The 25,177-nt window shown below is 71.2% G+C and carries 20 protein-coding genes; 7 read left to right on the top strand and 13 right to left on the bottom strand.

The window, feature by feature from the left end; all coding sequences use genetic code 11:
• The first annotated feature begins 83 nt into the window (after nucleotides 1-83).
• Nucleotides 84-1,904 (top strand): M4 family metallopeptidase, encoded by a 1,821-nt coding sequence (locus K7C20_RS34580; protein WP_030077236.1) that lies wholly within the window; start codon nucleotides 84-86, stop codon nucleotides 1,902-1,904.
• A 177-nt stretch (nucleotides 1,905-2,081) separates the two neighbouring features.
• Nucleotides 2,082-3,281: an MFS transporter gene (locus K7C20_RS34575; protein ID WP_053208975.1), complete on the top strand. Its 1,200-nt coding sequence runs from the start codon at nucleotides 2,082-2,084 to the stop codon at nucleotides 3,279-3,281.
• Nucleotides 3,282-3,384: 103 nt separating this feature from the next.
• Here the strand turns inward: K7C20_RS34575 and K7C20_RS34570 are convergent, their stop codons facing one another.
• Nucleotides 3,385-4,653 carry a cytochrome P450 gene (locus K7C20_RS34570; RefSeq protein WP_048828890.1) on the bottom strand — a complete coding sequence of 423 codons (1,269 nt, stop codon included), beginning with the start codon at nucleotides 4,651-4,653 and terminating at the stop codon, nucleotides 3,385-3,387.
• Nucleotides 4,654-4,989: 336 nt separating this feature from the next.
• On the opposite strand from K7C20_RS34570, the gene K7C20_RS34565 reads away from it, so the two are divergent.
• Nucleotides 4,990-5,274, top strand: coding sequence for a hypothetical protein (locus tag K7C20_RS34565; RefSeq protein ID WP_030077229.1), 285 nt, complete (start codon nucleotides 4,990-4,992; stop codon nucleotides 5,272-5,274).
• 80 nt (nucleotides 5,275-5,354) lie between these two features.
• The gene (locus tag K7C20_RS34560; protein ID WP_053208976.1) at nucleotides 5,355-6,182 is read left to right on the top strand and encodes an alpha/beta fold hydrolase; all 828 of its coding nucleotides are present in this window, start codon (nucleotides 5,355-5,357) and stop codon (nucleotides 6,180-6,182) included.
• Nucleotides 6,183-6,278: 96 nt separating this feature from the next.
• On the opposite strand, the gene K7C20_RS34555 is transcribed toward K7C20_RS34560, so the two are convergent.
• The 7 genes from K7C20_RS34555 to K7C20_RS34525 all read right to left on the bottom strand — a co-directional run bounded on the left by K7C20_RS34555 (nucleotide 6,279) and on the right by K7C20_RS34525 (nucleotide 14,961).
• Entirely contained in the window at nucleotides 6,279-6,536 is a 258-nt protein-coding gene (locus K7C20_RS34555; protein WP_030982475.1) for a hypothetical protein, read from the bottom strand.
• A gap of 457 nt (nucleotides 6,537-6,993) precedes the next feature.
• Nucleotides 6,994-8,325 carry an MFS transporter gene (locus K7C20_RS34550; protein WP_107083365.1) on the bottom strand — a complete coding sequence of 444 codons (1,332 nt, stop codon included), beginning with the start codon at nucleotides 8,323-8,325 and terminating at the stop codon, nucleotides 6,994-6,996.
• Nucleotides 8,322-9,413 (bottom strand): 4-hydroxythreonine-4-phosphate dehydrogenase PdxA, encoded by a 1,092-nt coding sequence (pdxA, locus tag K7C20_RS34545; RefSeq protein ID WP_048828889.1) that lies wholly within the window; start codon nucleotides 9,411-9,413, stop codon nucleotides 8,322-8,324. Before pdxA ends, K7C20_RS34550 begins: the two co-directional genes overlap by 4 nt.
• A gap of 25 nt (nucleotides 9,414-9,438) precedes the next feature.
• Nucleotides 9,439-10,728 (bottom strand): four-carbon acid sugar kinase family protein, encoded by a 1,290-nt coding sequence (locus tag K7C20_RS34540; RefSeq protein ID WP_053208977.1) that lies wholly within the window; start codon nucleotides 10,726-10,728, stop codon nucleotides 9,439-9,441.
• Nucleotides 10,729-10,821: 93 nt separating this feature from the next.
• On the bottom strand, nucleotides 10,822-11,652 hold the full coding sequence (locus K7C20_RS34535; RefSeq protein WP_048828888.1) for a DeoR/GlpR family DNA-binding transcription regulator: 831 nt from the start codon (nucleotides 11,650-11,652) through the stop codon (nucleotides 10,822-10,824).
• Between the two features lie 137 nt (nucleotides 11,653-11,789).
• Nucleotides 11,790-12,182, bottom strand: a complete 393-nt coding sequence (locus K7C20_RS34530; RefSeq protein WP_030077215.1) for an SHOCT domain-containing protein — start codon at nucleotides 12,180-12,182, stop codon at nucleotides 11,790-11,792.
• 49 nt (nucleotides 12,183-12,231) lie between these two features.
• Nucleotides 12,232-14,961: a SpoIIE family protein phosphatase gene (locus K7C20_RS34525; protein WP_053208978.1), complete on the bottom strand. Its 2,730-nt coding sequence runs from the start codon at nucleotides 14,959-14,961 to the stop codon at nucleotides 12,232-12,234.
• Between the two features lie 448 nt (nucleotides 14,962-15,409).
• On the opposite strand from K7C20_RS34525, the gene K7C20_RS34520 reads away from it, so the two are divergent.
• Entirely contained in the window at nucleotides 15,410-15,748 is a 339-nt protein-coding gene (locus K7C20_RS34520; RefSeq protein ID WP_030077211.1) for a hypothetical protein, read from the top strand.
• A 57-nt stretch (nucleotides 15,749-15,805) separates the two neighbouring features.
• Here the strand turns inward: K7C20_RS34520 and K7C20_RS34515 are convergent, their stop codons facing one another.
• Together K7C20_RS34515 and K7C20_RS34510 are read right to left on the bottom strand one after the other, a co-directional pair.
• On the bottom strand, nucleotides 15,806-17,263 hold the full coding sequence (locus tag K7C20_RS34515) for an APC family permease (protein WP_245171032.1): 1,458 nt from the start codon (nucleotides 17,261-17,263) through the stop codon (nucleotides 15,806-15,808).
• Between the two features lie 314 nt (nucleotides 17,264-17,577).
• Nucleotides 17,578-19,662, bottom strand: a complete 2,085-nt coding sequence (locus K7C20_RS34510) for a SpoIIE family protein phosphatase (protein WP_030077207.1) — start codon at nucleotides 19,660-19,662, stop codon at nucleotides 17,578-17,580.
• A 446-nt stretch (nucleotides 19,663-20,108) separates the two neighbouring features.
• Here K7C20_RS34510 and K7C20_RS34505 point away from each other — a divergent pair, with 446 nt between their 5' ends.
• Nucleotides 20,109-21,656: an AMP-binding protein gene (locus tag K7C20_RS34505; RefSeq protein ID WP_053208979.1), complete on the top strand. Its 1,548-nt coding sequence runs from the start codon at nucleotides 20,109-20,111 to the stop codon at nucleotides 21,654-21,656.
• Between the two features lie 55 nt (nucleotides 21,657-21,711).
• Here the strand turns inward: K7C20_RS34505 and K7C20_RS34500 are convergent, their stop codons facing one another.
• Together K7C20_RS34500 and K7C20_RS34495 are read right to left on the bottom strand one after the other, a co-directional pair.
• On the bottom strand, nucleotides 21,712-22,041 hold the full coding sequence (locus tag K7C20_RS34500; RefSeq protein WP_053208980.1) for a hypothetical protein: 330 nt from the start codon (nucleotides 22,039-22,041) through the stop codon (nucleotides 21,712-21,714).
• A gap of 153 nt (nucleotides 22,042-22,194) precedes the next feature.
• Nucleotides 22,195-23,421, bottom strand: a complete 1,227-nt coding sequence (locus tag K7C20_RS34495; RefSeq protein WP_030077201.1) for a PP2C family protein-serine/threonine phosphatase — start codon at nucleotides 23,419-23,421, stop codon at nucleotides 22,195-22,197.
• 418 nt (nucleotides 23,422-23,839) lie between these two features.
• Between K7C20_RS34495 and K7C20_RS34490 the strand changes: the two genes are divergently transcribed.
• Nucleotides 23,840-24,010 carry a hypothetical protein gene (locus tag K7C20_RS34490; RefSeq protein WP_280921987.1) on the top strand — a complete coding sequence of 57 codons (171 nt, stop codon included), beginning with the start codon at nucleotides 23,840-23,842 and terminating at the stop codon, nucleotides 24,008-24,010.
• Nucleotides 24,011-24,091: 81 nt separating this feature from the next.
• Here the strand turns inward: K7C20_RS34490 and ligD are convergent, their stop codons facing one another.
• A complete protein-coding gene (gene ligD / locus K7C20_RS34485; RefSeq protein ID WP_030077199.1) occupies nucleotides 24,092-25,105 on the bottom strand; it encodes a non-homologous end-joining DNA ligase in 1,014 nt (337 codons plus the stop codon).
• Between the last annotated feature and the right edge of the window lie 72 nt (nucleotides 25,106-25,177).

Here is a 25,177-nt window from a genome sequence, read left to right as displayed (position 1 = left end):
GCGGCCCCCGTGGTGCACAACAGCACCGCGCGTACGGGCGGTTGGCCAGCCGACCGCCCCCGCAGCGCTAAGGACCCCCAGTAGTGCGTAGACCCCACATACGCAGACACCGCCTGGCCATCGCCGTCGCAGTGACGACGGCCGCAACCCTCACTGCGGGGGTGGCGGGCAATGCCTCCGCCTCCCCCGCGGCCTCGCCGGTCGCTGCCTCCCCCTCCTCCCCCTCCTCCTCAACTCCCGCCCTCCAGAAGGCCGTTGATACGACCCGCGCCGCCGCGTACGCCCACGCCTCGGCCACCGGAGTCGGCAAGAAAGACACCCTCAAGGCCACGGATGCGCTCGTCGACCCCGACGGCCGGCAGCATGTCCGTTTCGTGCGCACCCACCGCGGACTGCCGGTTCTCGGTGGTGACCTCGTCGTCCACCTGACCGCCGAGTCGGCGTACGAGAGCGTGACCCGGGCCTACCGTCACCAGCTCGACGTGTCCGACACGGACCCGAAGCTGTCGGCCGCAGAGGCCCGGACGAAGGCGGCCGCCGTGGCGAAGGGCCACGCCGGTGACGCCGAACTGGTCGTGGATGCCCGCGACAACCGGACCACGCTGGCCTACCGGGTGCAGGTGGCCGAGAGCCGTACCGCTGAGGCCGAGGGCGCCCGTACGGTCGTCATCGACGCGGCCTCCGGAACGGTGCTGAGCAACGTCCTGGCCAACGACTCGTTCCTGTCGCCCGCCCTCCAGGCCAAGCTGCGGGCACGGGGCGAGCGGCTCAACCCCTCGACCAGCCTGCTCGCTCCCACCGCGCCCGCCACCGACAAGGCGGCCAAGGCCAACGGGTTCCCCTCCGCGGCCACCGGCTCCGGCGCGTCGTTCTTCGTCGGCAGTGTGCCGCTGTCGACCACCCGGACCGCGAAGAAGTCCTTCACCCTCAAGGACTCCACCCGCGGCAACACCGAGACCCGGGACGCCGGCGACAAGGAGCTGGAGAAGTTCGCCGACGGCAAGGCGTTCACCAGCACCACCAACCGCTGGGGCAACGGCACCACGAGCAACCGGGCGACCGCCGCCGTCGATGCGCAGTACGGCATCGCCGGCACCCTGGACTTCTACAAGAAGACCTTCGGCCGCAAGGGCATCAAGAATGACGGCCGCGGGGCGCGCGCCCTGGTGCACTTCGGCAAGAAGGTCGGCAACGCCTACTGGTCCTCGGACTGCGGCTGCATGCTCTACGGCGACGGCGACGGCAAGACGTTCGCCAAGCCCCTGGTCGTACTGGACGTCACGGGCCATGAGCTCACCCACGGCGTCGTCGACGCGACGGCCAACCTCCAGCCCACCCGCGTCGACGCCGAAGGGAACCAGTTCGGCGAGCCCGGCTCCCTCAACGAGTCGCTGGCGGACATCTTCGGCAGCGCGGTCGAATTCTCGACCAACAACCCGAAGAACCCGCCGAACTACCTGATGGGCGAGAAGCTCGGCCTGGAGCAGAAGTTCCTGCGCCGTCTGGACAAGCCGTCCCTCGACAAGCTCGAAGGCACGGTCGACTACTGGTCGAAGGCGTCCTACGACACCGAGGTGCACGCCGGCTCCGGTGTCTCCTCGCACGCCTACTACCTTCTCGCCGAGGGAAGCGGCAAGAAGACGATCGGTGGCGTCACCTACAACTCCCCCACGTACAAGGGCTCCAAGGTGACGGGCATCGGCCGGAGCAAGGCGACGGCCATCTTCTACCGGGCGCTCACCCGGTACATGGTCTCCACGACCGACTTCCATGACGCCCGGACCGCGACCCTGCGCGCGGCCAAGGACCTGTACGGCGCCGGGAGCACCGCGTACAAGACGGTGGACAAGGCCTGGGCCGCGGTGAATGTGACGGCGGCCAACACGCCCTCCGCCAAGCACTGATCCGCTCCGGACCAGGCACAGCGTGGTGCCCCCGCCGCTCGCGGGAGCACCACGCCCGGCCCACCCACGGGTCAGGGGGTGTCTCCCCGGCCTCCGTGGAAACACTCCCTGGTCCCCCGCCCGCGGGTCCCTCCAGGGATTCTCGACGGCACGGCCCACGGGACCTACGTTGAGACCATGATCAGCGATCGCACGAGTGGCAGGCGACGACTCGGCTATCCGGTGGCGGCGGGCGTGTTCGCGATCGGCATGGCCGGGACGACCCTGCCCACCCCGCTGTACGGGCTCTACCGCGAGCAGCTCGGGTTCTCCGAGCTGATGGTGACCGTGGTCTTCGCCGTGTACGCGCTCGGCGTCATCACCGTTCTCCTCCTCGCCGGCAACTTCTCCGACGAGGTGGGCCGGCGCCCGGTGCTGTTCTGCGCACTGGGACTGTCGGCGGCGAGCGCACTGTGTTTCGTGTTCGAGGGCGGGCTGCCGATGCTGCTGCTGGGGCGGGTGCTGTCGGGGTTTGCCGCCGGGTTGTTCAGCGGTGCGGCCACGGCGGCCGTGCTGGAGCTCGCGAAGCCCGGCCAGGAAGCACAGGCGGGGTTCGCCGCCACCGCCGCGAACATGGGCGGCCTCGGCTGCGGCCCGTTGCTGTCGGGGCTGCTGGCCCAGTACGCGCCCTGGCCGTTGACCCTGCCGTTCCTGGTGCATCTTGCGCTGGTGGGCGTGGCAGCCGTGGCGACCTGGCGCTTGCCGGAGACCGTCGAACATCCGCACCGCCCCCGGAAACTACAGCCCCAGCGCCTGCGGCTGCCGCCCGAAGTGCGGGGCGTCTTCGCCCCCTCGGCCGTCGCCGCGTTCGCCGGTTTCTCCCTCCTGGGGCTGTTCACCGCGGTCGCGCCGAGCTTCGTCGGCCAGACCCTGGGCGTGCACAACCTGGCGGTCGCCGGGCTCATCGTCTTCACGGTCTTCCTGGGATCGACCGCCGGTCAGTCCCTCACGGAACGGATCGGCGTACGCAGGGCCCTGCCGGGTGGCTGTCTGGTGCTGGTGGTGGGGCTCGTGCTGGTGGCCACCTCGCTGGCCGTGAGTTCACTGCCGGTACTGGTCATCGGCGCGGTGTGCGGCGGAATCGGCCAAGGGCTGGCGTTCCGGGCCGGCCTGACCGCCGTGGGCCACGCGGCACCGCCCGAGCGCCGCGGCGGCACCATCTCGGCCTTCTTCCTCGTCGCCTACCTGGGCATCTCGCTGCCCGTGGTCGGCGTCGGCGCGCTCACTTTGGTGCTCGGGCTGCGCGGCGCGGGCCTGACCTTCTCCGCCTGCGTCATCGTGCTCGCCGTGACCGTCGGCCTCTACGTACTGCGCAGGCCGCCGACGGCCGACGCCTGACCCCTCCGGCTGCCCCACGAACGGCCGGGGCCGGACCTCACCACTGCGCCCGGACCTTCCCTCCTCCCTCTTGACCTCCTCCTGGCGCATCACGGTGCGGACCTCACCGTCCGGATGGGTGAGGGGCAGGTGGCGTGCTGCGGGCTCCCGTTCCCTCACCAGGCGTGAGCCGCACCTGGAGCCGCGCCGGGCCCCGGGTGAACACCCCTGCGTCGGGGGGTGCCGTGTCCCCGGCGAAGTCCATGGCGGGGAAGGCGTCGAGCAGTTGGTTGACGCCGACCTCCATCTCGGTCTTGGCCAGCAGAGCGCCCACGCAGAAGTGCCGGCCGAGGGCGAAGGCCACGTGGTCGGCGGCGGCGCTGAAGGCCGTGGCGGGGGTCAGGTCGGTGCGGAGGACGTTGAATGCGTCGGGCCGGGCGTAGTGGCGCTCGTCGCGGTTCGCGGAGCCGATCAGACAGGTGACCGTGGCGCCCGCGGGGACCGTGCCGCCGCTGAGGGTGACGTCCGCATCGGGCTGACGCATGATCATCTGGACCGGCGGGGTGTAGCGCAGGGTCTCGGCAAAGGCCGCGGGGACCAGCGACCGGTCGGCGCGCACGGCGGCGAGCTGGCCGGGGTGGGCCAGCAGGTTACGGAACAGGGAGCCGAGGGCCTTGTCCGTGGTTTCACCCCCGGCGGCCAGCAGCAGGCTGACGAACGACGTGATGTCCTGGTCGTTCATCCGGGTGCCCTCGACCTCCGCGGTGCAGAGGGTGGAGAGCAGATCGTCGCCGGGCGCGGCTCGCCGTTCGGTCAGGACCGGCCGCAGGTAGGCGGAGAGCTCTTCGCCGGCGCGCAGGCCGGCGGCTGCGACCCCGGGATCCTGGCTCAGGTTGCCCAGGAATCCGACGACGGATTCGTACCAGCCGTGGAAGCGGTCGTGGTCGGCCCGGTCCAGGCCGAGCATGTCGACGATCACGTTGATCGGGAAGCGCGTCGCGAACTGCGCCACCAGATCGACCTCCGCGTCCTCGCGGAAGGCGTCGATCAGCTCCCGCGCGTTGCGCTCGATGACCGGCAGGAACTTCTCCCGCAGCTCCCGCCCCCGGAAGGCGGGGGCCACCAGGGCCCGGCGTACGGAGTGCTCGCGGCCGCTCATCTGGGGCAGCGTCCGGCCGCCGTGCGCCGGTTCGATCTGCCACTCGTAGTTGTCGCTGGTGAACACCGGCTCGCGGAAGGCCCGTGCCACGTCCTCGTACCGCGAGAGCAGATAGCTGTCGGTGCCCTTGTCGTGGAAGAGCGGGTAGTGCTCGCGCAGGATGCGGTACGCGGGGTACGGGTCCGCCGCGAACTCCGGTGACAGGATGTCGGGCGGCGGAGGGATGGTGGTCACAACGCGTCCTCGGCTTCCCTGGGTGGAAATCGGACTCGGACGGTGGTGCACGGCTGGCTTGCGACGCTAAGGCACGGCATCGTGCCCGTCCAGAGCGCCTCCGCGGGAGAGCGCGTGCCCGCAGGTGTCCGCTGCGAGGGGCGGCCGACCAGGACGGGGCCCGGCCTGCGCAGGTCCGCCGGGAAGCCCCGCACGGCCGATCACCACTCGGATGGTCGGCCGTCTTCACCCTTCTGCCTCTCACGACACGCTCTTCCGGCCGACGCCGGAAACGCTGGGATCCACCGATCCTTCGACCCAGCAGCCTCCTTGTCGAGGCGGAGAAGTGAGAATCGCATGGCCGCACCACCCGCCCCGGGCTCGCCGAGCCGCCTCCGCCGTGGGTATGCCGTCACCTTCCTGCTCATCGCGTTGTTCTTCACCACCGCCGGGCCGGCCGCCGCCCACGGCGGTGCCGCCGGGCCGACCGCACCACCCGCCCTGGCGGCGGCGAGCACCAAGCCCCTGGTGTTCATGGGGCTCGGCACGATTGCCGGTCTGGCCGTGGTCGCCGGAGCGGGGCTCATCGCCAGTGTCCGCAGACGGCGTGGCACCGCCGCTCCGCCGACGGACCGCTGCTGACCGTCCCGAGAACAACCGCCTCCCGGCCCCCACGGCCACGTCCCGCACACCGGTGAACGGCAGGAAGGACCGACCGCATCATGGGCACCATCACCACCACCGACGGCACGGAGATCTACTACAAGGACTGGGGGGCCGGCCAACCCGTCGTGTTCAGCCACGGCTGGCCGCTGAACGCCGACGCCTGGGACGACCAGATGCACATGGTCGCCTCCCACGGCTTCCGGGCGGTCGCCCACGACCGCCGCGGGCACGGCCGCTCCGGCCAGCCGTGGCACGGCAACGACATGGACACCTACGCGGACGACCTGGCGCAGCTGTTGGAGGCCCTGGACCTGCGGGATGCCGTGCTGGTCGGGCACTCCACGGGCGGCGGTGAAGTGGCCCGCTACATCGGCCGTCACGGCACCGGCCGGGTGGCCAAGGCGGTCCTGCTCGGCGCCGTCCCGCCGCTGATGCTCAAGACCGAGGCCAACCCGGAGGGGCTGCCCCTCGAGGTCTTCGACGAGATCCGCGCCGGGGTCGCCGCCGACCGGTCACAGTTCTACAAGGACCTCAGCGAGAGCTTCTACGGTGCCAACCGGCCCGGTTCCGCCGTCTCCCAGGGAGTCCGCGAGGCGTTCTGGCTCTGGAGCATGCAGATGGGGCTCAAGGGGGCGTACGACTGCATCAAGCAGTTCTCGGAGACCGATTTCACCGAGGACCTCAAGCGGTTCGATGTCCCCACCCTCATCGTCCACGGTGACGACGACCAGATCGTGCCCTTCGTGGCCGCCGGCCAGAAGTCGGCCAAGCTGGTGCAGAACGCCACGCTCAAGGTCTACCCGGGTGCGCCGCACGGCCTCTCGGCGGTCGGCACGTACAAGGACGACTTCCACGCCGACCTGCTGGACTTCCTCAAGGGCTGACGCACGGGCCCGGGTGTGCGGCCCGCACATGCAGCCGGTGCCGGCCGATCGGACCTGTGGTCGTATCGGCCGGCACCGGCTGGACAGCTTTCTGGCTTACCTCCCGTTGCGGCCGCGGTCGCCCCAGCCCCAGCCGCCGTTCTCGCAGCCCTCGCTGAAGACCGGGCCGACGTGGTCGAGGACGCCCGCGGAGAGCCAGCAGGAGCCGTAGTGGCCGTGGCCGTGGTGGTGCTTGTAGTGGTGGCCGTGGTGCTTGTCCTTGTGGTCCTTACCGTGAGCCAGGGCGGCGCTCGCACCGCCCAGGACGATAGTGGTGGCCAGGGCGCTAGCTGCGATCGCGGCGCGGATGCGCATGTCTGCTCCTCAGGAGGATCAAAGGGGTATATCGACCTTTTCAGGGATCACCTTCACGGAACCTCCCAAAACCTTGCTCCTCGCCAATTGCGCGAGTCGGAGTAACCGTCCGCCGGACCGACAAGAAGAGTGCGCCCGGCCACCGCGGCATCGTCCGGGCCCCCCCACCGAGCCCTCATGCACCCAACTCGCAGACGTGATCGTCCTGTTCACCGTCGGTACGGCGGCCCGACGCGAGGGGGAGCGGGCGCCGCTCCCTGCGCCGGGACCGTCTTCCAGGAATTCCCTTACGGATGTCGACCGTTCGAGGTGACGACCGGCGGCGGAACCGCGCCCCTTTACCTGACCGGACGTCGGCCGGGTGGGCACGGGCGCGGCGGGACCGCCGGCGGGACCGCCGCTGAGCCGAAACGGGCCCGCCACCACTGGGTTGATGCCGCGTCAGCCGTGCGCCCGCTCAGGCCTTCTCCGGCGCCTGTCCGGCCACCTGGGGTACGGGGCGCGCACTCGGGCGCAGCCCCAGTGTCACCAGCGCCACGGCCACGGCGAGGAAGGCGGACAGCACCGCGAAGCCGGTCACGCTGGACCCGGTGACGTCGGTCAGCCAGCCGACCAGGTAGGGCCCGGCGAAGCCGCCGAGGTTTCCGAGGGCGTTGATCAGCCCCATCGCCACGGCCACGACTTCGAAGCGCAACAGCTGGCCGGGGATCGCCCAGAACGGCCCGTACGGCGCATAGACCGCGGCGGCCGTCACGCACAGCAGCAGCATCCGGGGCAGGGCACCGTCCACCGCCTGCCCCAGCAGCAGCGCGGCGATGCCCACGACGAGCGGGACGGCCACCGCTTGGCGCCGTCTGCCGGTGCGGTCGGACCAGGCGGCGTTGGCGATCATCACGATGAGTGCGACGGTGAACGGGATCGCGGTGAGCGCTCCCACCTCGGTGGGCGATCCGTCATGTGTCAGCTCCTTGATGACCGACGGCAGCCACAGGTTGAAGCCGTAGAAGCCGGTGATCCAGAAGAAGTAGACGCCGATGAGGACGAGGACCGATTTCTGCTTGACCGCGTCGAGGTACGAACCGCTGCCCGCCGACGGTTTGGCGGCTTCGTCAGCGGCGATCGCGCCCTCCACATGGTCGGCCTCGGCGCGGGAGATCCACCGGGCCTGGGCGGGCCGGTCGGCGACCGCGAACCACCAGACCACCGCCCACACCAGGGGCGGGATGCCCTGCATCACCAGTACCCAGCGCCAGGTCCCGTGGTCGAGCATCCACCCCGACAGCGGCGCCATCAGCACCGAGGAGAGCGGCAGACACGCCATCCACAGCGCGTTGGCACGGGCCCGCTCGCGCAGCGGGAACCACGAGGCGAGCAGGATGAGGACGGCGGGCCAGACGCCGCCCTCGAAGACGCCGAGTACGAAGCGGGCCACGTAGAACTGCGACTTGGTCTGTACGAGACCGGACAGCGACGCGGCCACGCCCCACGCCAGCATGAGGATGAGGACGGTCTTCCGGGCGCTCCAGCGCTGGGCGAGGATCGCGGCCGGGATCTGGAGGAAGACATAGCCGACGAAGAAGATGCCGCCGACCAGCCCCTTGTCGGCGTTGGACAGCTCCAGATCGCCGTGCATGTACGGGAGGATGACGGAGACATTGTTCCGGTCGAGGTACGCCAGCATGTACATGATCGCGGCGACCGGGATGACATACATCCAGCGCCTGGCGGGGGGCGCAGGCGACGTCTGCGGGATCGACTGCGGATTCGACTGCGGATTGGCGTCCGTCACCGGGCGGCCGCCGTTCCGTACGCGGCCCGGATCCGGTCGGTGAAGCGGCTGAAGCCGGCGGCGGCCCGGAAGGCCGCGGCCATCGTGCCGTGCGAGGCCCGGCCGCTGCCGGCGATGTCGAACGCGGTGCCGTGGTCGACGGAGGTGCGCAGGATCGGCAGGCCCACGGTGACGGACACGGTGCCGTCGAAGTCGACGGTCTTGGCGGGGATATGGCCCTGGTCGTGGAAGTGCGACAGCACTCCGTCGAAGCGGCCTTCGAGGCCCTGGTGGAAGACCGAGTCGGCGGGGATCGGTCCCACGACCCCGAGGCCTTCGGCGGCCGCCTTCTCCACCGCCGGGCGCAGGACGGTGATCTCCTCGTCGCCGAAGTGGCCGCCCTCGCCGCCGTGCGGATTGATCGCGGCGACGGCGAGCCGGGGCTCGTCATGGCCGAAGACGCGCAGTGCGGTGGCGGCGTGACGGATGCTCGCGGCGACCCGTTCCTCGGTGATCTGGTCGAGCGCCTTGCGCAGGGCGAGATGGCGGGTGGTGAAGAAGATCTTGAGGCCGCGGACCACGAACATGGTGTCGAAGTGCGCGGCGCCGGTGAGTTCGCCGAGCATCTCGGTGTGGCCGAGGTGCTGTGAACCGGCCGCCCAGATCGCCTCCTTGTTGACCGGCGAGGTGACGACGCCGTCGACCTCGCCGGCCAGCGCGGCGCGGGTGGCGGCCTCGATCGCGGCCACGGCGGAGCGGCCGGCGACCGCGTCGACCGTGCCCCAGGGGAGGTCGGCGGGGGCGATGCCGAGGTCGAGCACATCGATGGTGCCGGGCTCGAAGCGTGCCTCACCGGGTGTGCCGACGGCGTTGACCTCGACGTCCAGACCGCAGACGGCGACCGCGCGGCGCAGTACGGCGGCGTCGCCGACGGCGAGTCCGCGGCCGAGTGCGGTGGTCGCCGGATCGGCGAGGGTGCGAGCGGTGATCTCGGGGCCGATCCCGACGGGGTCGCCGAGGGTGACGGCGAGGAGCGGCAGCGGGCCGTCGGAGGCGGGACGGCCGGTGACGGCCGTCCGGTCGTCGGTCGCCTGCTGAGGGTGGGTCATGGGGTCGCCTTTCGGGGTGCCGTGTTCAGGTCGTGCTCAAGGTGGGGCCGAGGGTGTGCCGGGTGCAGGCCGCGCGCAGGTGTTCCAGGCAGTCGCGGGCGGCGTCGGGGCCGCCGATGAGACCGCCCTTCGTGGCGAAGAGCAGTCCGTCGTGGGGGCCGCCCACCAGGTGCCCGGCGATGGCGAGCGGCAGCACCTCGGCCTCGATGGCGAAGCCGTCGGCGCCCAGTGCCGAGGTGACCGCCGTGGCCACATCGCCGCCCGAGGCGTAGAGGCCGCCGGGGCACAGCTCGACGACCGCGCGGCGGGCGATCTCGGCGAGCGCGTGGAGGATGCGCTCGGCTGCCCCGGGGTCGGGGGCGGATCCGGCGGTGGTCAGCGGGGCGGGGGCCACCCGGACGCCGAGCACCGTGGCCCCCTCCCGCGCCGCCGCGCACAACTCCGCCAGCACCGCGCCGGGGTCCGGCGCGGCGGGGTCGGGCTCGGCCCAGCGGGCGCCGAGCGCGGTTTCCGTACGGGCGAGCTGGGTGCGGGTGCGGTCGGTGACGCTGCCCACGACCGCCAGGATGCGGGCGGGTGCGCCGCCTTCGGGCCGCAGGCCCAGCTCACCGGCGAGGGCCGCGCCGAACGGTCCCGAGTCCAGCGCCACCCAGCGGATGCGGTCCTCGACGGCGAGGCGGGCGGCGGCCACCGCGACCGTGCGCAGATGAGCGTTCTCGGTGGCGTCGCAGACCACGGTCTCGGCCGGGATCGCCCGCAGCGCCGCGGCCACCGCGTCGGGGCCCCGCTCCACCACGTCCAGGGTGAGTTCGCCCGTGCTGCGCCGGCTCTGTACGCCGAGCACGGCCGCGACCCGTGAGTGCCGGACGGGATCGAACGGATCGCGGGCCACGGCCGTGCGGGTGAGCGGGACACCGTCGACGAGGTGCAGACCGCCCACCGTGCTCCGGCCGGCGTCGGGGAAGGCAGGAACGGCCAGCGTCCGGATCCGGGCCGAGGGCTCGCGGGCGGCGAGGACGTCCACCACCGCGTCGAGTTCGCTGCCGGGGTTGCCGCGCAGGGTGGTGTCGACCCGCTTGACGATCAGGGGTGCTGCGCCCGCTGTTTCGGCGGCGGCCCGGACGGCCGCGTGGGCGCGGTCCGGGGACCAGTGCCGCGAGGCGGTGTTGACGACGAGCACGTCCACCCGGTCCGCGTAGCGCTCCACTTGGGTGAGCGCGCCGACGGTGACGGCCCGCAGGCCCAGGCGCGCATAGAGCGCGCCGGTGGCATTGCTGCCGGTGAGGTCGTCTGCGATGACGAGCACCTGGGCCACGAGGTCTCCTCCTGTCGGCTCCGGTGCCGCCTGCGACCCCGAAGTGACCGGACCACGCATAATTAATTGCGCGGTTCACGCAATTCAGAGTGGCTACTCGGCGAACGGGCTGTCAAGAGGTGTGCACTCAGGCGGTCTCGACGGGCGCCTGGGCCCGTCCGCGGCGATGCGCACCGACCACCCCGCCGCCGTGAACGCGGCCACCTCCGGCTCGTCACCGCCGGAGATCAGGCCCGTGCCGGCCGGCATCGCCGCCCAGTAGGGGAAGCCCCCTCCCCCGCCGAGCTTGGAGTGGTCGGCGAGCACCCAGGCGGCACGGGCACACCCGGCCATCGTCTCCTTCAGCGCGGCCTGTTCGGGGTCGGGGCAGTTGATGCCGCGGCGGGGGTCGAGGCCGTCGACGCCGAGGAAGGCGATGTCCGGGGTGAGCCGGCGCAGCGCCTGTTCGGTCCGGGTGCCCAACAGCGACTCGTTGGGGCGCCGCAGCCGGCCGCCGAGCACCACGACCTCCACCTCCGCGTCCGCCAATTCGACGAGCGTGGACAGGCCGTTGGTGACGACGGTGAGGTCGCTGCGGTCCCGCAGCTCGTGTGCCACCCGGGCGACGGTGCTGCCCGCGTCGAGAAGGACGACGTCACCGCTGCGCACCAGCGCGGCGGCGGTGCGGGCGATGGCGTCCTTCTCGCCCGGCTGCTCGTGTTCCTTGTCGTGCCAGGAGCGTTCCACCGCGCGGTGGTCGACCGCGCCGCCGTAGGTACGGGTGATCCGGCCGAGCGCGGCCAGCGTCGCCAGGTCGCGGCGGACGGTGGACAGCGACACATCGAACTCGGCGGCGAGATCGTGCACGCTGATGTCGCCGGCGCCGAGCAGTTCCACCATCCGCTCCCGTCGGCGCCGGGTGGCCGAGCGTTCCCCAGTGGTCACTTCACTGCCCGCCTCTGTCTGCCGTCGTCCGCCCGAAACACCGTTCAGGGGCGCCCCTCAAGTTGCGCGTTCCGCGCAATTCGAGGTTAGCAGTCGAGGCGACAGCGGCGGGGGTGACCGCGTCACAGTGTCCGCGGTCAGGCGAGGATCTTCGCCTTGGCCTTCTGGAACTCCTCTTCCGTGATGTCGCCTTGGTTCTTCAGGTCGGCGAGCTTCGCCAGGGAATCCGCATGGTTCGTCCCCTCCCCGGTCGCCACGGTGTCCCGGAGGTAGGCATGAAGCTGCTTCTGCTGCCGCTCGGCCTGGGCGACCTCCCGTTCACTCATCCCGTGGCCGCGCGCGATCACATAGATGAAGACGCCCAGGAAGGGCAGCACGAGCACCAGGATCAGCCACCCCGTCTTGGCCCAGTTGTTGAGGTCCCGGCTGCGGAAGATGTCGCCGATGATCCGGAACAGCAGGATCAGCCACAGGACCCACAAGAAGATCAGGCACATGGTCCAGAATGCATTGAGCAGCGGGTAATCCATCACAGCCTCCTCATGCGCTCGGGGCCCCCGGACTCATCCGTCCCTCAGCTCAAGCATCCTCGTCGTCGTCCTCCACCCCGACCACGTCGATGCCGGTGAGCGCCTGCTCCGTCCAGATCACCTTGCCGCTGGTGGTGTAGCGGGTCCCCCAGCGTTCGGCCAGTTGGGCAACCAGGAAGAGGCCGCGGCCGCCCTCGTCCGTGGTGGCGGCCTGCCGCAGATGCGGCGAGGTGCTGCTGCTGTCGGAGACCTCGCAGATCAGGGAGGTGTCGCGGATCAGCCGCACGCGGATCGGGCCGGAGGCGTACCGGATGGAGTTGGTGACCAGCTCGCTGAGGATCAGCTCGGCGGTGAACGCCTCCTCCGCCAGGCCCCATTCGATCAGCTTGCGGACCGAGGCGGCCCGTATCTGGGCCACGGCCGAGGGGTCGGGCGGCACCTCCCAGTCGGAGACATGCGCGGTGTCCAGCACCCGGGTGCGGGCCACCAGCAGCGCAATGTCATCACTGGGGCGCTCGGGCAGCAGCGCGTCGAGCACGGCCTCGCAGGTCTCCTCCGGCGTCCGGCCGGAGTGCTCGGCCAGCGTGTGGCTCAGCAGCCCGATGCCCTCGTCGAGATCCCGGTCCCGGTCCTCGACGAGCCCGTCGGTGAAGAGCACCAGCCGGGTCTCCTCGGGCAGTTGCCGCTGCCAGGTCTCGAAGGGCAGCCCGCCGAGCCCGAGGGGCGGGCCGCCGGGCACATCGACGGTCTCGGCAGTGCCGTCCGGCAGCAGCAGCATGGGCTGGACGTGCCCGGCGCGCGCCATGGTGCATTTCCCGGACGCCGGGTCATAGATCGCATAGAGGCAGGTGGCTCCGGTGACCGAACCCTCGGCTTCCTCGGCGCCCTCGTCCTGGTCGATACGGGTGACGAGTTCGTCGAGGTGCCAGAGGATCTCGTCGGGCGGCAGGTCCAGGGTGGCGAAGTTGTGAACGGCGGTGCGCAGCCGGCCCATGGTGGCCGCGGCGTGCAGTCCGTGCCCCACGACATCGCCGACGACGAGCGCCACCCGGGCACCGGGCAGCGGGATGATGTCGAACCAGTCGCCGCCGACGCCGCCGAGCCCGCCGCGCCCGGCCTGTGCGGGCAGATAGCGGTAGGCGGCCTCGACGGCGTTCTGCTCCGGCAGCCCGCGCGGCAGCAGACTGCGTTGCAGGGTGACGGCCATGGTGTGCTCGCGGGTGTAGCGGCGGGCATTGTCGATGCTCACCGCGGCGCGGGCGGCCAGTTCCTCGGCGAGGGAGAGTTCCTCGTCCTCGAACGGCTCCGGTTTGTCCGAGCGCCAGAAGATCACCACGCCGAGGATGACGCCACGGGCGCTCAGCGGCACCGCGATCCTCGAATGGATGCCGTGCGCGACGATCTTCCTGGCCCGGCCGGGACTCTGGAGATGCCAGCCGGAGAACGCCGCCAGATCCGCTTCGAGGGCCGCTTTGCCGCTGGTGAGGCTGGCGCCGAGGGTGGTGGCCGGCTCGAAGCGGATCAGCTTGCCGACGGGGTAGAGGCCGCTGTCCGCCGGGGCGCCGCTGGTGGCCGTCCGCCGCATCTCGATGGCCGCGCCGGTGGGAGCCGTCGGCTCCTCGCCGATCAGCACGTCCTCGGCCAGGTCGACGGTGACGATATCGGCGAACCGGGTGGAGCCGAACTCCGCGAGTTCCTCGCAGGTGCGCACCACGTCGAGAGTGGTGCCGATCTCCGTGCCGGCGTCGTAGAGCAGCTTCAGGCGGCCGCGGGCCACATCGGCGCGGCCGGTGAGCGCCCGCAACTCGGTGGTGTCCCGTAGCGTCGTGACGCTGCCGGGCGGCCCGCCGGCCTGGTCCGTGGAGCGCTGGTTGATGGCCAGCAGCCGTTCGCCGACCGGGTGGACCTCGTCGGTGACGACCCGGCCGGAGGCCAGCAGACGGCCGGTGGCGGGGTCGAGTCCGAGATCGGCGACCGGGCGCCCCTCGACGTCCGACGGCAGGTCGAGCAGCCGGCGCGCCTCGTCGTTGGCGAGCAGCAGACAGCCGTCGCCGCCCACGATGATCACGCCTTCGCGCACCGCGTGCAGCACCGCGTCGTGGTGCTCATACATCCGGGTCATCTCGGCGGGGCCGAGACCGTGGGTCTGGCGCCGCAGGCGCCGGCTCACCAGCGCCGTACCGCCGGTGGTCAGGAGGAGGATGCCCGCGGCGGCGCCGAACAGCAGCGGGAACTGGTCGTCGACGACGCCGCTCACCCGGTTGACGGTGATACCGGCCGAGACGAGGCCGATGACCTTGCCGTTGTCCTTGCCGCTGTGGCCGTAGACCGGCACCACGGCCTGGACGAGGGGACCGATGGTGCCGGTGATCTTCTCGGTGACCACGTGGCCGGACAGTGCCGGTTGCAGGGTGCCGACGAACTTCTTGCCAATCCGGTTGGGGATCGGGTGGGTGTAGCGGATGCCCTGGGTGTTCATCACGACGATGAAGTCGACCTCGGAGCTCTTGCGCGCGGCCTCTGTCCGCGGCTGGAGCACCAAGGTCGGATCGGCGCTCTTCAGCGCCGTCTCGATGCCCGGAGCATTGGCGAACGCTTCCGCCACGGCGACGGACCTGTTGCGGGCTTCGCGGTCTCCGTCGGCCCTGGATTGCAGCACAAGCGCCGCAATGGCGGCGGCGACGAGCAACACCACGATCGCCACCTGCAGGAGAAAGACCTGACCTGCGACAGTTCGCATCCTGAGAACCGAACGCGGGCGGCCGTAGCGTCCGGCCATGTCCTCTTTCTACACCTCCCGCATACGGTGGGCGAGCCGCGCGATGCGGAGCGCAGCAGCGGTCAGGGCCCGCGCTGCGCCGGGCGGCCTCGCGGGCTGTCCGAGGATGGTCCCGTGATCCGGGGCCGGGCGCCAGAGGGCGGGAAGACCCCCGGGTAGGTTTTACGGCTACGCATATGCGACTGTATTTGACGAAGGGGACATACGCGGCGGCCGCTTCGCGCCACGGCACTGGGTACAAATCGCCCAGGGGCCGCATGGTTCGTGTAACTCTTCCCACAGGCCCGGCGGCTTGCCTGACAGGTGTCTACCCGTCGGGTGAGTTCGGCGCCGGCGCAACATGCCTGGTCAGCCGCTTCGTCCGAGGGACCGAGCCGGCCCGGGGACGGCACCGGCGTCCTCTATACCGTCGTCGGGCCCGGCGCAACGGTATGAGACGTTCGTGGGCATGCATGTTCCCGAGGAGATCCGAGCCGAGGCGGCCGCGCTCATCGACCACCACGCGCTCGGTCTGTGGAAGCCCCACGACGCCGACCGGCGAGCCGCCGTGGCGTTGTACCGCTTCCTCGAAACCGGTCAGCCGCTCACCGGCGAGCAGATCCGGTCCGTCCTGGCGCACGCGGAGCCGACGGCCGACATGAACGAGCGGCTGCGGGAGCTGCTGCACGGCACCGCCGGGCTGCTCGACGACACAGCGATGGCCGAGGGCCCCGACGGGCGGGACGCCGTCGACCACGTATGCCTTCTTCTGGACGCGCTCGCGCTCGCCGCGCTCACCGGCCGGTAAAGAAGAAGGCCCGCCCGGGCCGGGGCCGGGGCGGGCGGTTCCGGGGCCTTCAGGGCCCTACGCAGGCAGCGAGGCCGCGGACGGCGTCTCGACGGGAGCCTGCTCGTCCTCGGGTACCGAGATCACCCAGTGCGTCTCCTGGCGCGAGCGGAGGTAGCACGCCCAGTACAGCGCGGCGACCGCCACGATGACGCCGGTGATGATCAGACTCTTCGCACTCTGCTGGTACAGCACCCAGGCCAGCACCACGATCAGCAGCGCCGGGACCGTCGGCCACAGCGGCATCCGCCAGGCCGGCCGGTGCTTGTGCTCGCCACGGCGCGAGACCAGGGCGCCCAGGGCGACGAAGACGTACATCGCGGCGACGGCCACGCCGGTGACCTCGCTCAGGGTGTCGAGGTTGACGAAGCACAGGGCCGCACCGGGAACGCCGACCGCGAGGGTGGCCGCCCAGGGGGAGCCGAAGCGCCGGCCGACGTGCGAGAAGACCCGGTTCACGGCCGTCGGCCAGGCCGCGTCACGCGCCGAGGCGAAGACCACGCGGGAATTCTGGATCACCATCACGATCGCCGCGTTGATGATCGCCAGGGCGATACAGAGGCTGACGAACGTGCCGACCCCCGAGTTGCTCCAGTCCTGCACCATGCCGGCGACGTCCCCGGCGCCGAGGGTCTTCAGGTCGGGAGCGCCGAGGGTGATCGCGACCACCGGGACCAGCACGACGGCGACGCCGATGCCGAGGGTCCACAGCACGGTGCGGGAGACGTTGCGGCGGGGGTTGTCCATCTCCTCCGCGAGGTACACGGCGGTGGAGAAGCCCTGAAGGATGAAGAGCGCGGTGGCCAGCCCGGTCACGATGAGACCGGCGGTGACGGCGGTGCTGTGCCCGTGTCCGGCGTCGATCACGGGGTGCACGAGCACGGACGCGGACCGCTGGGTGTGCGTGAAGCCGAGAAAGGCGACCACCGCGCAGGCGACGACCTCCAGCACCAGGAAGATGCCGGTGATCCAGGCGTTGGCGCGCAGATCCAGCAGGCCCATGGCGGTGGCCAGCAGCATCACACCGGCGGCGGTGAGCTGCGGATCGAGTCGGACGATCGGTGCCAGATAGTCGGCGGTGCCCAGGGCGATGATGGGCGGCACGATCATGACGACGATCAGCGAGAGTATGAAAACCAGCCACCCGGCGAGGCGCCCCATGAGCGTGCCGACCATGGCGTATTCGCCGCCCGAGCTCGGTATCAGCGTGCCGAGTTCGGAGTAGGTGAAGGCCACCCCGATGCACAGCAGAGCCGCGACGGCGATGGTCAGTGCGGTGCCGGTGCCCAGACCGGCGAACGAGTCCGGCACGATCACGAAGAGCGAGGATGCCGGGGTCAGACAGGACAGCGTGAGCAGGGTGCCACCGACCACGCCGATCGACCGGGTGAGTTTGGGGGAGGTGGAGGCGTCCCCCTCCGTCGCACTACGGGTGTCCCGCTCCGGAGCTGCGGGGGCAACAGGCGTGTAGGGCATATCGGTATCCGTATCCCATCAGTGCTGGCGGCAGAAGGGGCGGCGCCTGGGGAAGAACGCCGTAAAGCGGCCTGAACCCGGATATCCCGCAGGCCTCGCTTTGGTGACCGAATACAACCCCCGCCGACGACTCACGTCAAGGTCTTGTTAAGGCCCGCGGACAACGAAATCCGTAGCCCTCGAGGGCCTTTGGAGCGCTTATCCACACCGCAGCCGCTGAAATAAGCGAATTCCGCGGCCGAACGAGCACTGCACGTCCCTGCCGGGACACCGCCGAATCCGTTGCGGTCCCGCCGGATCCGCTGCCCGTTGATTCAGTCCTCGTGTGCGTGCACGCGGGCGATGAGCAGCGCCACGTCGTCGTGGTCGTGCTCATCGCGCAGCGCGCCGAGGAGGCGGTCGCAGAGGTCCTCCAGATCCCGCTCGGGCTCCGCCAGCAGCTCCAGCAGGATGTCCAGACGGGCGTCGATGGGCTGGTCCCGGGTTTCGATCAGCCCATCGGTGTAGAGCACCAGCAGGTCGCCGTCGCGGAGCGCAACCGTGGTCTGCTCGAAGGGGACGCCCCCGACCCCGAGCGGCGCCCCCGTGGGCAGATCGAGGAGTTCGGGCGGCCGGTCCGGGCGGACCACGATGGGCGGCAGATGCCCGGCGACGGCGATCCGGCACAGGGTGCGGTGCGGGTCGTACACGGCGTACAGACAGGTGGCGAAGGCCGGGTCGAGACCGACCGCGATGTGGTCGAGGTGGCGCAGCACCTCGGCCGGATCGAGGTCGAGGTCGGCCAGCGCGCGGGTGGTGGTGCGCAGTTGGCCCATGGTGGCGGCGGCGTTGATTCCGCTGCCCATGACGTCGCCGACCACCAGCGCGGTCTTGTCGCCGGCCACCGGAATGGCGTCGAACCAGTCACCGCCGACCTCGCTGGCCGCCTGGGCGGGCTGGTAGCGGTAGGCGATCTCCATGGCCGTGGGCTGCGGCGGCCGGTGGTTCATCAGATGGCGCTGGAGGGTGAGCGCGGTGCGGCGTTCGCTCTGGTACGAGCGGGCGTTGTCGATGCAGACCGCTGCCCGGGCGGCCAGCTCGACCGCCAGCACCGCATCGTCCTCGTCGAACGGCTCCTGGTTGCGGACGCGGTACAGCGACAGCGCGCCGAGGACCTCGCCGCGGGCGATCAGCGGTACGGCCAGATAGGAGTGGAGTCCGGCCTTGCCCAGGAGGGCGGCGCCCTGCGGGTCCGCGGCGATGTGCGACAGATCGTCCGGACCCACGTGGGCGATGCGCACCGGACGGGCTTCGGTCACACAGCGGGTGATCAGCCGGTCGGCTTCGTAGGAGGCGATCTGGCCGGTGGGGTCGGCGGCGCGCACGGCCTCGGTGGAGTAGGCCGTGGCCACGGCGAGCGCCCGGAAACGGGCCGGGCCGCCGCGGGACAGCGAGGTCGGGCGGCGGCCCGCGAGCACGGCGTCGAGGACATCGACCGCAGCCAGGTCCGCCAGCTCGGGCACGATGACGTCGGCCAGTTCATGGGCGGTCTGGTCGACGTCGAGGGTGGTGCCGACGGTGGCGGAGGCGTCGGCGATGACGGCCAGCCGCCTGCGGGCGCGGGCGGCCTCGGTGGCGGCGCGGTGCTGCTCGGTGACGTCCACGACGGACGTGGCCAGCCCCAGCACCCGGCCGTGGGCGTCCTCCAGCCGGTAGTACGACACCGACCAGGCCCGGTCCGCGTGGGGGTCGGAGGCGGTGCGGCCGACGGTGAACTGGTCGAGCAGCGGTGTCCCGGTGTCGAGGACCTCGCGCATTCTGGACACGACGGTGCCGGTGTCCAGAAAGGACAGGGCCTCCCCGACGTCGCGGCCGATGTGCTGGTCGGCGGGCAGCTCGTTGATGCGCTCCAGCGCCGGATTGACCATGACGAAGCGCAGCGCGGTGTCCAGGACCGCCAGGCCGATCGGCGACTGGGCGACCAGGCGCACCGACAGCGCCAGATCCCGCTCGACCCGCCGCAGCACGGCCTGGTCGGTGGCGATGCCCAGGGCGTACGACTCCCCGCGCTCGTCCAGCAGCCGCATATTGCGGAACTCGACGAGCCGGGTGCTGCCGTCCTTGTGCTGGACAGGGAAGACCCCCGCCCAGCTCTCGCCGCCCGCCATGACCTGGGAGAAGAGACTCAGCACCAGATCGAAGTGCTCCGGTCCGACCAGCAGCTGCGCGGCGGGCCGGCCGAGTGCTTCCTCCGCGCTCCAGCCGAAGAGCTGCTCGGCCTGGGGGCTCCACAGGGTGATCCGCCCGTCCGCGTCCAGCATCACCGCGGCCACGCCCAGCACGTCCATCAGGCCGCCGGGCTGCCCCGGTGTGGCCCCGACAGGGGGAGCACCCTCGGGGAACGCGTCGGTCGCACCCATCCAGGTACTCCTTCCGCCGGTCACCGCAGACCGACAGCCGTGGCGCTCTCCGTGCATCGGCCGATTCTCGCTGTGCTTTCGTTGCTCTCCATCATCTCTCGCCACGGGACGGACCCGCAGGGAGAGCGAGATCCGCAGGGCATCGGCGCCCCGTGCGCGAGGGAGCATTATCCGTCGCTGTTCCCGGGTCGGCGAGCGCGTTGGCGATATTCGGGGCGATGATTCCGGACGCGCTTGCGAGCGAGGCCGGCGGGGCAGTGGCCGGACGCCGCAAGGGCTGTGCCCCTGCGTGACCGCCGGGCCTCTCCCGGGCGTCACCGTCCGACTTGGAGATGTCGATCTACAGCGACTACCCTGACTTTAGTTGCCTCTAGCAACTAAATACATGCATATCGCATCCGGCGTAGCGGACTGCGCCCGCCGGTGTCAGGAGGAAGCCTCACATCATGCCCACCGCCGCCCGGACATTCCGTACCTACGTGGAGGAGAACCTCGATGTCCTTAGCGCCGACCCGGCGCGCGAAGCCCTGGTCCACCAAGGCCGCCGCGTCACCGCAGGTGAGTTCCGTTCACTGGTCCACCGCATGGCACGTGCCCTGCGCGCCCGCGGCGTCGACCGCGGAGCGACCGTCACGCTGCTGAGCGGCAACCTCCCGGAGATCATCGCCGCCCGTTACGCGGCCAACCTGATCGGCGCCCGGGTCAATTACCTCTACAACAAGCTGTCCGCCGAGTCCCAGGCCGCCATCGTCCGCGATGTCGAGACCCGCGCCCTGATCGTCGACCCGCGCCATGCCGAACGCGCCGCCGAGGTCATCGAATTGGCACCGGTGCCGGAGGTCCTCGTACTCGGCCCCGCCAAGGTGGGCACGGATCTGCTGGAGCTGGCGGCCGGGCAGTCCGACGAGCCGTACGCGAGCCGGGCCCGGCCCGACGATGTGTGCACCATCCGCCACACCGGCGGTACGACCGGCCACCCCAAGGGCATCTGCACCACCTTCGACCAGGCGCGCTGGTTCCACGGCGTGATCCAGCAGGAGCCGGAGTCCGCCCGCCGGCAGCTGGTCTGCACCACCCTCGCGCACGCTGCGGGCCTGATGGCCGACAGCACCCTGCACGCGGGCGGCACCGTCGTCCTGCTCGACGACTTCGACCCGGGCACCGCACTCGCCGCCATCGAACGCGAGCGCATCACCGACCTGTTCCTGCTGCCGCCGCTGCTCTACCAGCTGATGGACCACCCCGACGCCCGCCACACCGACACCTCCAGCCTGCGGCTGCTGACGTACGGCGGCTGCCAGGCCTCCCCCGCCCGGATAGCCGACGCGGTACGGGCGTTCGGCCCGGTGCTGATGCAGGGTTACGGGCAGAACGAGGCCGGCGGCATCAGCGTGCTCACCCAGGAGGACCACGACCCGCAGCGGCCCGAGCGGCTGCGGTCCGCGGGGAAGGTGCTGCCCGACGTCGAGGTGGCGATCCGCGACGAGTCGGGCCGCGATCTGCCGGCCGGCGAGCACGGCGAGGTCTGTGTGCGCTCCGACATGATCATGAAGGGGTACTGGAAGCAGCCCGAGCTGACCGCCGAGGTGCTGCGCGAGGGCTGGCTGCACACGGGGGACATCGGATTCCTCGACGACGAGGGCTACTTGACGATCGTCGACCGGCTCAAGGACATGATCGTCGTGGTCGGCGGCCATGTGTACACCACCGAACTGGAGGACCTGCTGAACTCGCACCCGCAGGTACTGCAGAGCGCCGTTTTCGGTGTCCGGGACGCCGACCGCATGGAGCGGGTGCACGCCACGGTGGTGCGGGCGCCCGGCGGCACCGTCGACGAGCAGCAGCTGCGCGAGATGGTCTGCGCGGAACGGGGCGCGATGTACGAACCGGCCCGGGTCACCTTTGTCGACGCGCTGCCGCTGACCGACGCCGGGAAGCCCGACAAGAAGGAGCTGCGCCGGCGGGCCGAGCAGGAGGCCGGCACCGTGGCATGACAGCGACGAGCCGCCGCAGCCCAGGGCTGCGGCGGCCTGTCAGTGCTACTGCCGGTCAGAGGATGCCCAGCAGGCCGAAGGGGAAGCCCCCGAAGCCGTAGCCGTAGTTGCCGTAGCCGCAGCCGCCGAAGCCGTTGTAGCCGTTGTAGCCGCCGAAACCGCCGAAGCCGCCGAAGCCGCCGAAGCCGTTGAAGCCGTTGAAGCCGCCGTTGTGGTGGCAGTGGTGCCTGTAGTGGTGATGACCGTGGTGGTGACGACCGTGGTGGTCGCCCTTTGACGATGCGGCCGGCGCCTGCGGGGTGGCCGAAGCAATGCCGGCGAGCGGGAGGACGGTAGCGGCGGCAAGGGCCGCGGTGGCCACGGAGCGGCCTATGAACTTGCGCATTGCGTTTCTCCTGTTTGGCAGGAAATCTGACATTCGATGAGTACCGCGCCCCACCGAAAACCCTGCAGACACGGCGTACAGCCACTCCAACGGCCCCAAGAATTGCTCCACTCGCGGCAATGAAACGGCAAAGCGTCCTGGTGAACGGCCTGATCAGAGTCGGATGATGACGAGGGCCGCATCGTCGGTGGCGCCGCCGGGCGGCAGCAGATCCGCCAGCAGCGCGTCGGCCAGCGTCTCGGCGTCGGCGCCCCGATGCCGGGTCAGCGCCTCGGCCAGCCGCGCCAGACCGACGTCGATGTCCTCGTGACGGCGCTCGATCAGCCCGTCCGTGTAGAGGACCAGCACGGCATCGTCGGCGAAGGCGACCTGCGCCTCCGGGCGGTCCACATGCTCGGGCCGCGCCCCCAACGGCGGGTCGGTCGCCCGGTCCAGCAGTTCCACGGTGCCGTCCGGGTGCAGCAGGGCCGGCGGGGGATGACCGGCGCTGCTGTAGGAGAGGGTGTGCGTGGACCAGTCGATGACGGCCTGCACCGCGGTGGTGGACTCCGCGCCGTCCACGGAGCGGGCGTAGATCCCCAGTACCTCCAGCGCCCGGGCGGGGCCGTCGGCGACCCGGGCGGCGGCGCTCAGCGCGCTGCGGAGCTGTCCCATGACGCAGGCGGCGGCCAGGCCGTGGCCGACGACGTCGCCGACCGCCACCGCCATCCGGTCCCCGGGCAGATCGGCCAGGTCGTACCAGTCGCCGCAGACATTGAGCGCGCCGACCGCGGGCCGGTAGCGCACCGCTGCCCGGTGGTGCCCCACGGGCCCGGGCGCGGGGAGCATCGCTTCCTGGAGCGCCAGCACCACCTCCCGCTCCCGGACCCGGGCCCGGCGGAGTCTTTCGTTGACCTCCTGGAGATCCTGGGCGCGGGTGAAGAGCTCGGCCTCCATCCGCACCCGGTCGCCGGGATGGTCACCGGCACCGGCCCGGACGATCTCGGTGACCTCCTCCACCCGGTGCACGATCAGCCGCACCCGTCCGTCGGCGTCGAGCACGGGCACATTGACCGGGCTCCAGTAGCGCTCCTCGAACGTCCCGGGCCGCCCCGGCGCCTCGATGTCGTAGCGCTGCAACGCCATGGAGTCGCGCGCGCCGGTGGCCACCACGCGTTCCAGGGAGGCCCGGAGGTTGCGCATACCCGACGCGCCGGGGTCGTCGGGATTGTCGGGGAAGACGTCGAAGAGGGGGCGCCCGATCAGTTCGTGGCGTTCGCGCCCGGCCCGCTGCAGCAGGGCCGCGTTGGCATCGGCGATCACGAACTGCGGGGTGAGCAGCAGCGCTCCGCCCGGCAGCGCCTGGAAGACCGCCGCATAGTCGATCGGGAATGCGCTCACGTGCTGCCTGCGTCCGGCGAAGGGTGCCGCGTCATCCGGGTCCCCGGACACAGAGGTGCGTGCTGGTGGTCCGCCTCCGGTGCCTTCCTGTCATGCGCCACGTGCGGAATGTTCCCGCGCGGACCGGGCGCGCGCATGCCGGGGTACGGGGACCGGGCGCCCCGTCGGCATACGAACGGCGAGGCCGGTCCCGCCCCGTGACGGCCACGGCCGGTACCCCCGTTCGGGTCGATCGTCCCCGCGCGGCCGGCGGTGGGCGCGCCGGACCTGCGGGCGGTCGGCCGCCTCGGCCGGCCCGGCCAGTCCAGGCGGACTGGCCGGTGCTCTCGGCGACCCTCACCTCGCGGGACCGCTCGGAGGTGACACCGGCCGCCCACAGCTCCATCCGCCCGGCCAGCGGCGGCAACAGCAGAACCTCGTGCTTGCCGTGGGTGGGCCGCCGGACGCGGTGGCCGGCTGCTTCCTCCGCATCGCGGTCGCCGACCATGCCGCCTACGAAGCCTTCCTCACCGGCAAACTGAGCGGACTGCCCGCCGTCCTGCGGCTCGAATCCCCCCTCACCATGAAGAAGATCAAGGAGAAGGGCTGAACCCGGGGGCGGAGCAGCGGAGCAGACGGAGCCGCCCGTTGACCACGTACCTCGCCGCCTTCAGCCCCCAAGGTCGGATGCCTAGCGCTTACGGGCCCGGCTCGGCTGGACCCTGGAAGGCTCCCCCGGCATCTTCGGGTGGTCGGGCGGATACGGCATATCACCCAGTCCTTCGTCCGCCTCCTGACGGTCCGCGAGCTCCAGGACGGATTCCAGGCCGAAGGCATGGTCCGCCATGTCCGCATGCACATCGCCGAGTTCGGCGAACCGCGGGGGGACCGTCCGCAGATCGAAGTCCTCGGGCGCGGCGTCGGGCAGCTCGTCCCAGCGCAGCGGTGTGGAGACGGTCGCGCGAGGCCGGGCGCGCAGCGAGTAGGCGGAGGCGATGGTCCGGTCCCGGGCCATCTGGTTGTAGTCGACGAAGACCTTCGCGCCGCGTTCCTCCTTCCACCAGGCCGAGGTCACCAGCTCCGGCATCCGGCGTTCCAGCGCCCGGGCCAGGGTGATCGCGGCCCGTCTGACCTCGGTGAACGTCCAGCGGGGCTGGATCGGGACATAGACGTGCACGCCACGGCCACCGGACGTCTTGGGCCAGCCGCGCAGCCCGTGCTCCGCCAGCAGCTCGCGCAGGAGGTGGGCGACCCGGACGGCATCCGCGAAGTCGGTGCCGGGCTGCGGGTCGAGGTCGATCCGCAGTTCGTCGGGGTGCTCGGTGTCACCGCGGCGGACGGGCCACGGATGGAACGTCAGACATCCCAGGTTGGCGGCCCAGAGGACCGCCGCGGGCTCGGTGGGGCACATCTCGTCGGCGAACCGTCCGCTGGGGAAGGCGATACGGGCGGTGGGCAGCCAGTCCGGCAGTCCTTTGGGCGCCCGCTTCTGGTAGAAGAACTCGCCCTCGACGCCGTCAGGGAAACGCTGCATGGTGGTGGGCCGGTCCCGCAGCCCCCGCAGCACCCCGTCGGCGACGGCGAGGTAGTACTGCGCGACGTCCAGCTTCGTGAAACCACGCTCCGGGTAGTACGTCTTGTCGGGGTGCGACAGGCGCACGGTGCGCCCCGCAACGTCCAGCTCCACAGCTCCGGCTCCGGCCATGACTCCACGCTAGATTCCGGGCGCCGCCGCCGCGCGCCGGGAAAAACGACGGCCGGCCGGGCGGCCCCCGGG

The organism is Streptomyces decoyicus (genome assembly GCF_019880305.1).
GTDB lineage: Bacteria > Actinomycetota > Actinomycetes > Streptomycetales > Streptomycetaceae > Streptomyces > Streptomyces decoyicus.
The sequence above is the reverse complement of the archived record's forward strand: the minus strand, read 5'-3'. Positions and strand labels throughout refer to the sequence as shown.

Excerpts from the sequence above, each read along its gene's own strand:
- K7C20_RS34505 (WP_053208979.1), top strand. The coding sequence starts at position 20,109 with ATGCCCACCGCCGCCCGGACATTCCGTACCTACGTGGAGGAGAACCTC.
- K7C20_RS34510 (WP_030077207.1), bottom strand. The coding sequence starts at position 19,662 with ATGGGTGCGACCGACGCGTTCCCCGAGGGTGCTCCCCCTGTCGGGGCC.
- K7C20_RS34565 (WP_030077229.1), top strand. The coding sequence starts at position 4,990 with ATGGCCGCACCACCCGCCCCGGGCTCGCCGAGCCGCCTCCGCCGTGGG.
- ligD (WP_030077199.1), bottom strand. The coding sequence starts at position 25,105 with ATGGCCGGAGCCGGAGCTGTGGAGCTGGACGTTGCGGGGCGCACCGTG.
- K7C20_RS34525 (WP_053208978.1), bottom strand. The coding sequence starts at position 14,961 with ATGGCCGGACGCTACGGCCGCCCGCGTTCGGTTCTCAGGATGCGAACT.
- K7C20_RS34575 (WP_053208975.1), top strand. The coding sequence starts at position 2,082 with ATGATCAGCGATCGCACGAGTGGCAGGCGACGACTCGGCTATCCGGTG.
- K7C20_RS34530 (WP_030077215.1), bottom strand. The coding sequence starts at position 12,182 with ATGGATTACCCGCTGCTCAATGCATTCTGGACCATGTGCCTGATCTTC.
- pdxA (WP_048828889.1), bottom strand. The coding sequence starts at position 9,413 with ATGACCCACCCTCAGCAGGCGACCGACGACCGGACGGCCGTCACCGGC.
- K7C20_RS34555 (WP_030982475.1), bottom strand. The coding sequence starts at position 6,536 with ATGCGCATCCGCGCCGCGATCGCAGCTAGCGCCCTGGCCACCACTATC.
- K7C20_RS34560 (WP_053208976.1), top strand. The coding sequence starts at position 5,355 with ATGGGCACCATCACCACCACCGACGGCACGGAGATCTACTACAAGGAC.
- K7C20_RS34515 (WP_245171032.1), bottom strand. The coding sequence starts at position 17,263 with ATGCCCTACACGCCTGTTGCCCCCGCAGCTCCGGAGCGGGACACCCGT.
- K7C20_RS34520 (WP_030077211.1), top strand. The coding sequence starts at position 15,410 with ATGCATGTTCCCGAGGAGATCCGAGCCGAGGCGGCCGCGCTCATCGAC.
- K7C20_RS34500 (WP_053208980.1), bottom strand. The coding sequence starts at position 22,041 with ATGCGCAAGTTCATAGGCCGCTCCGTGGCCACCGCGGCCCTTGCCGCC.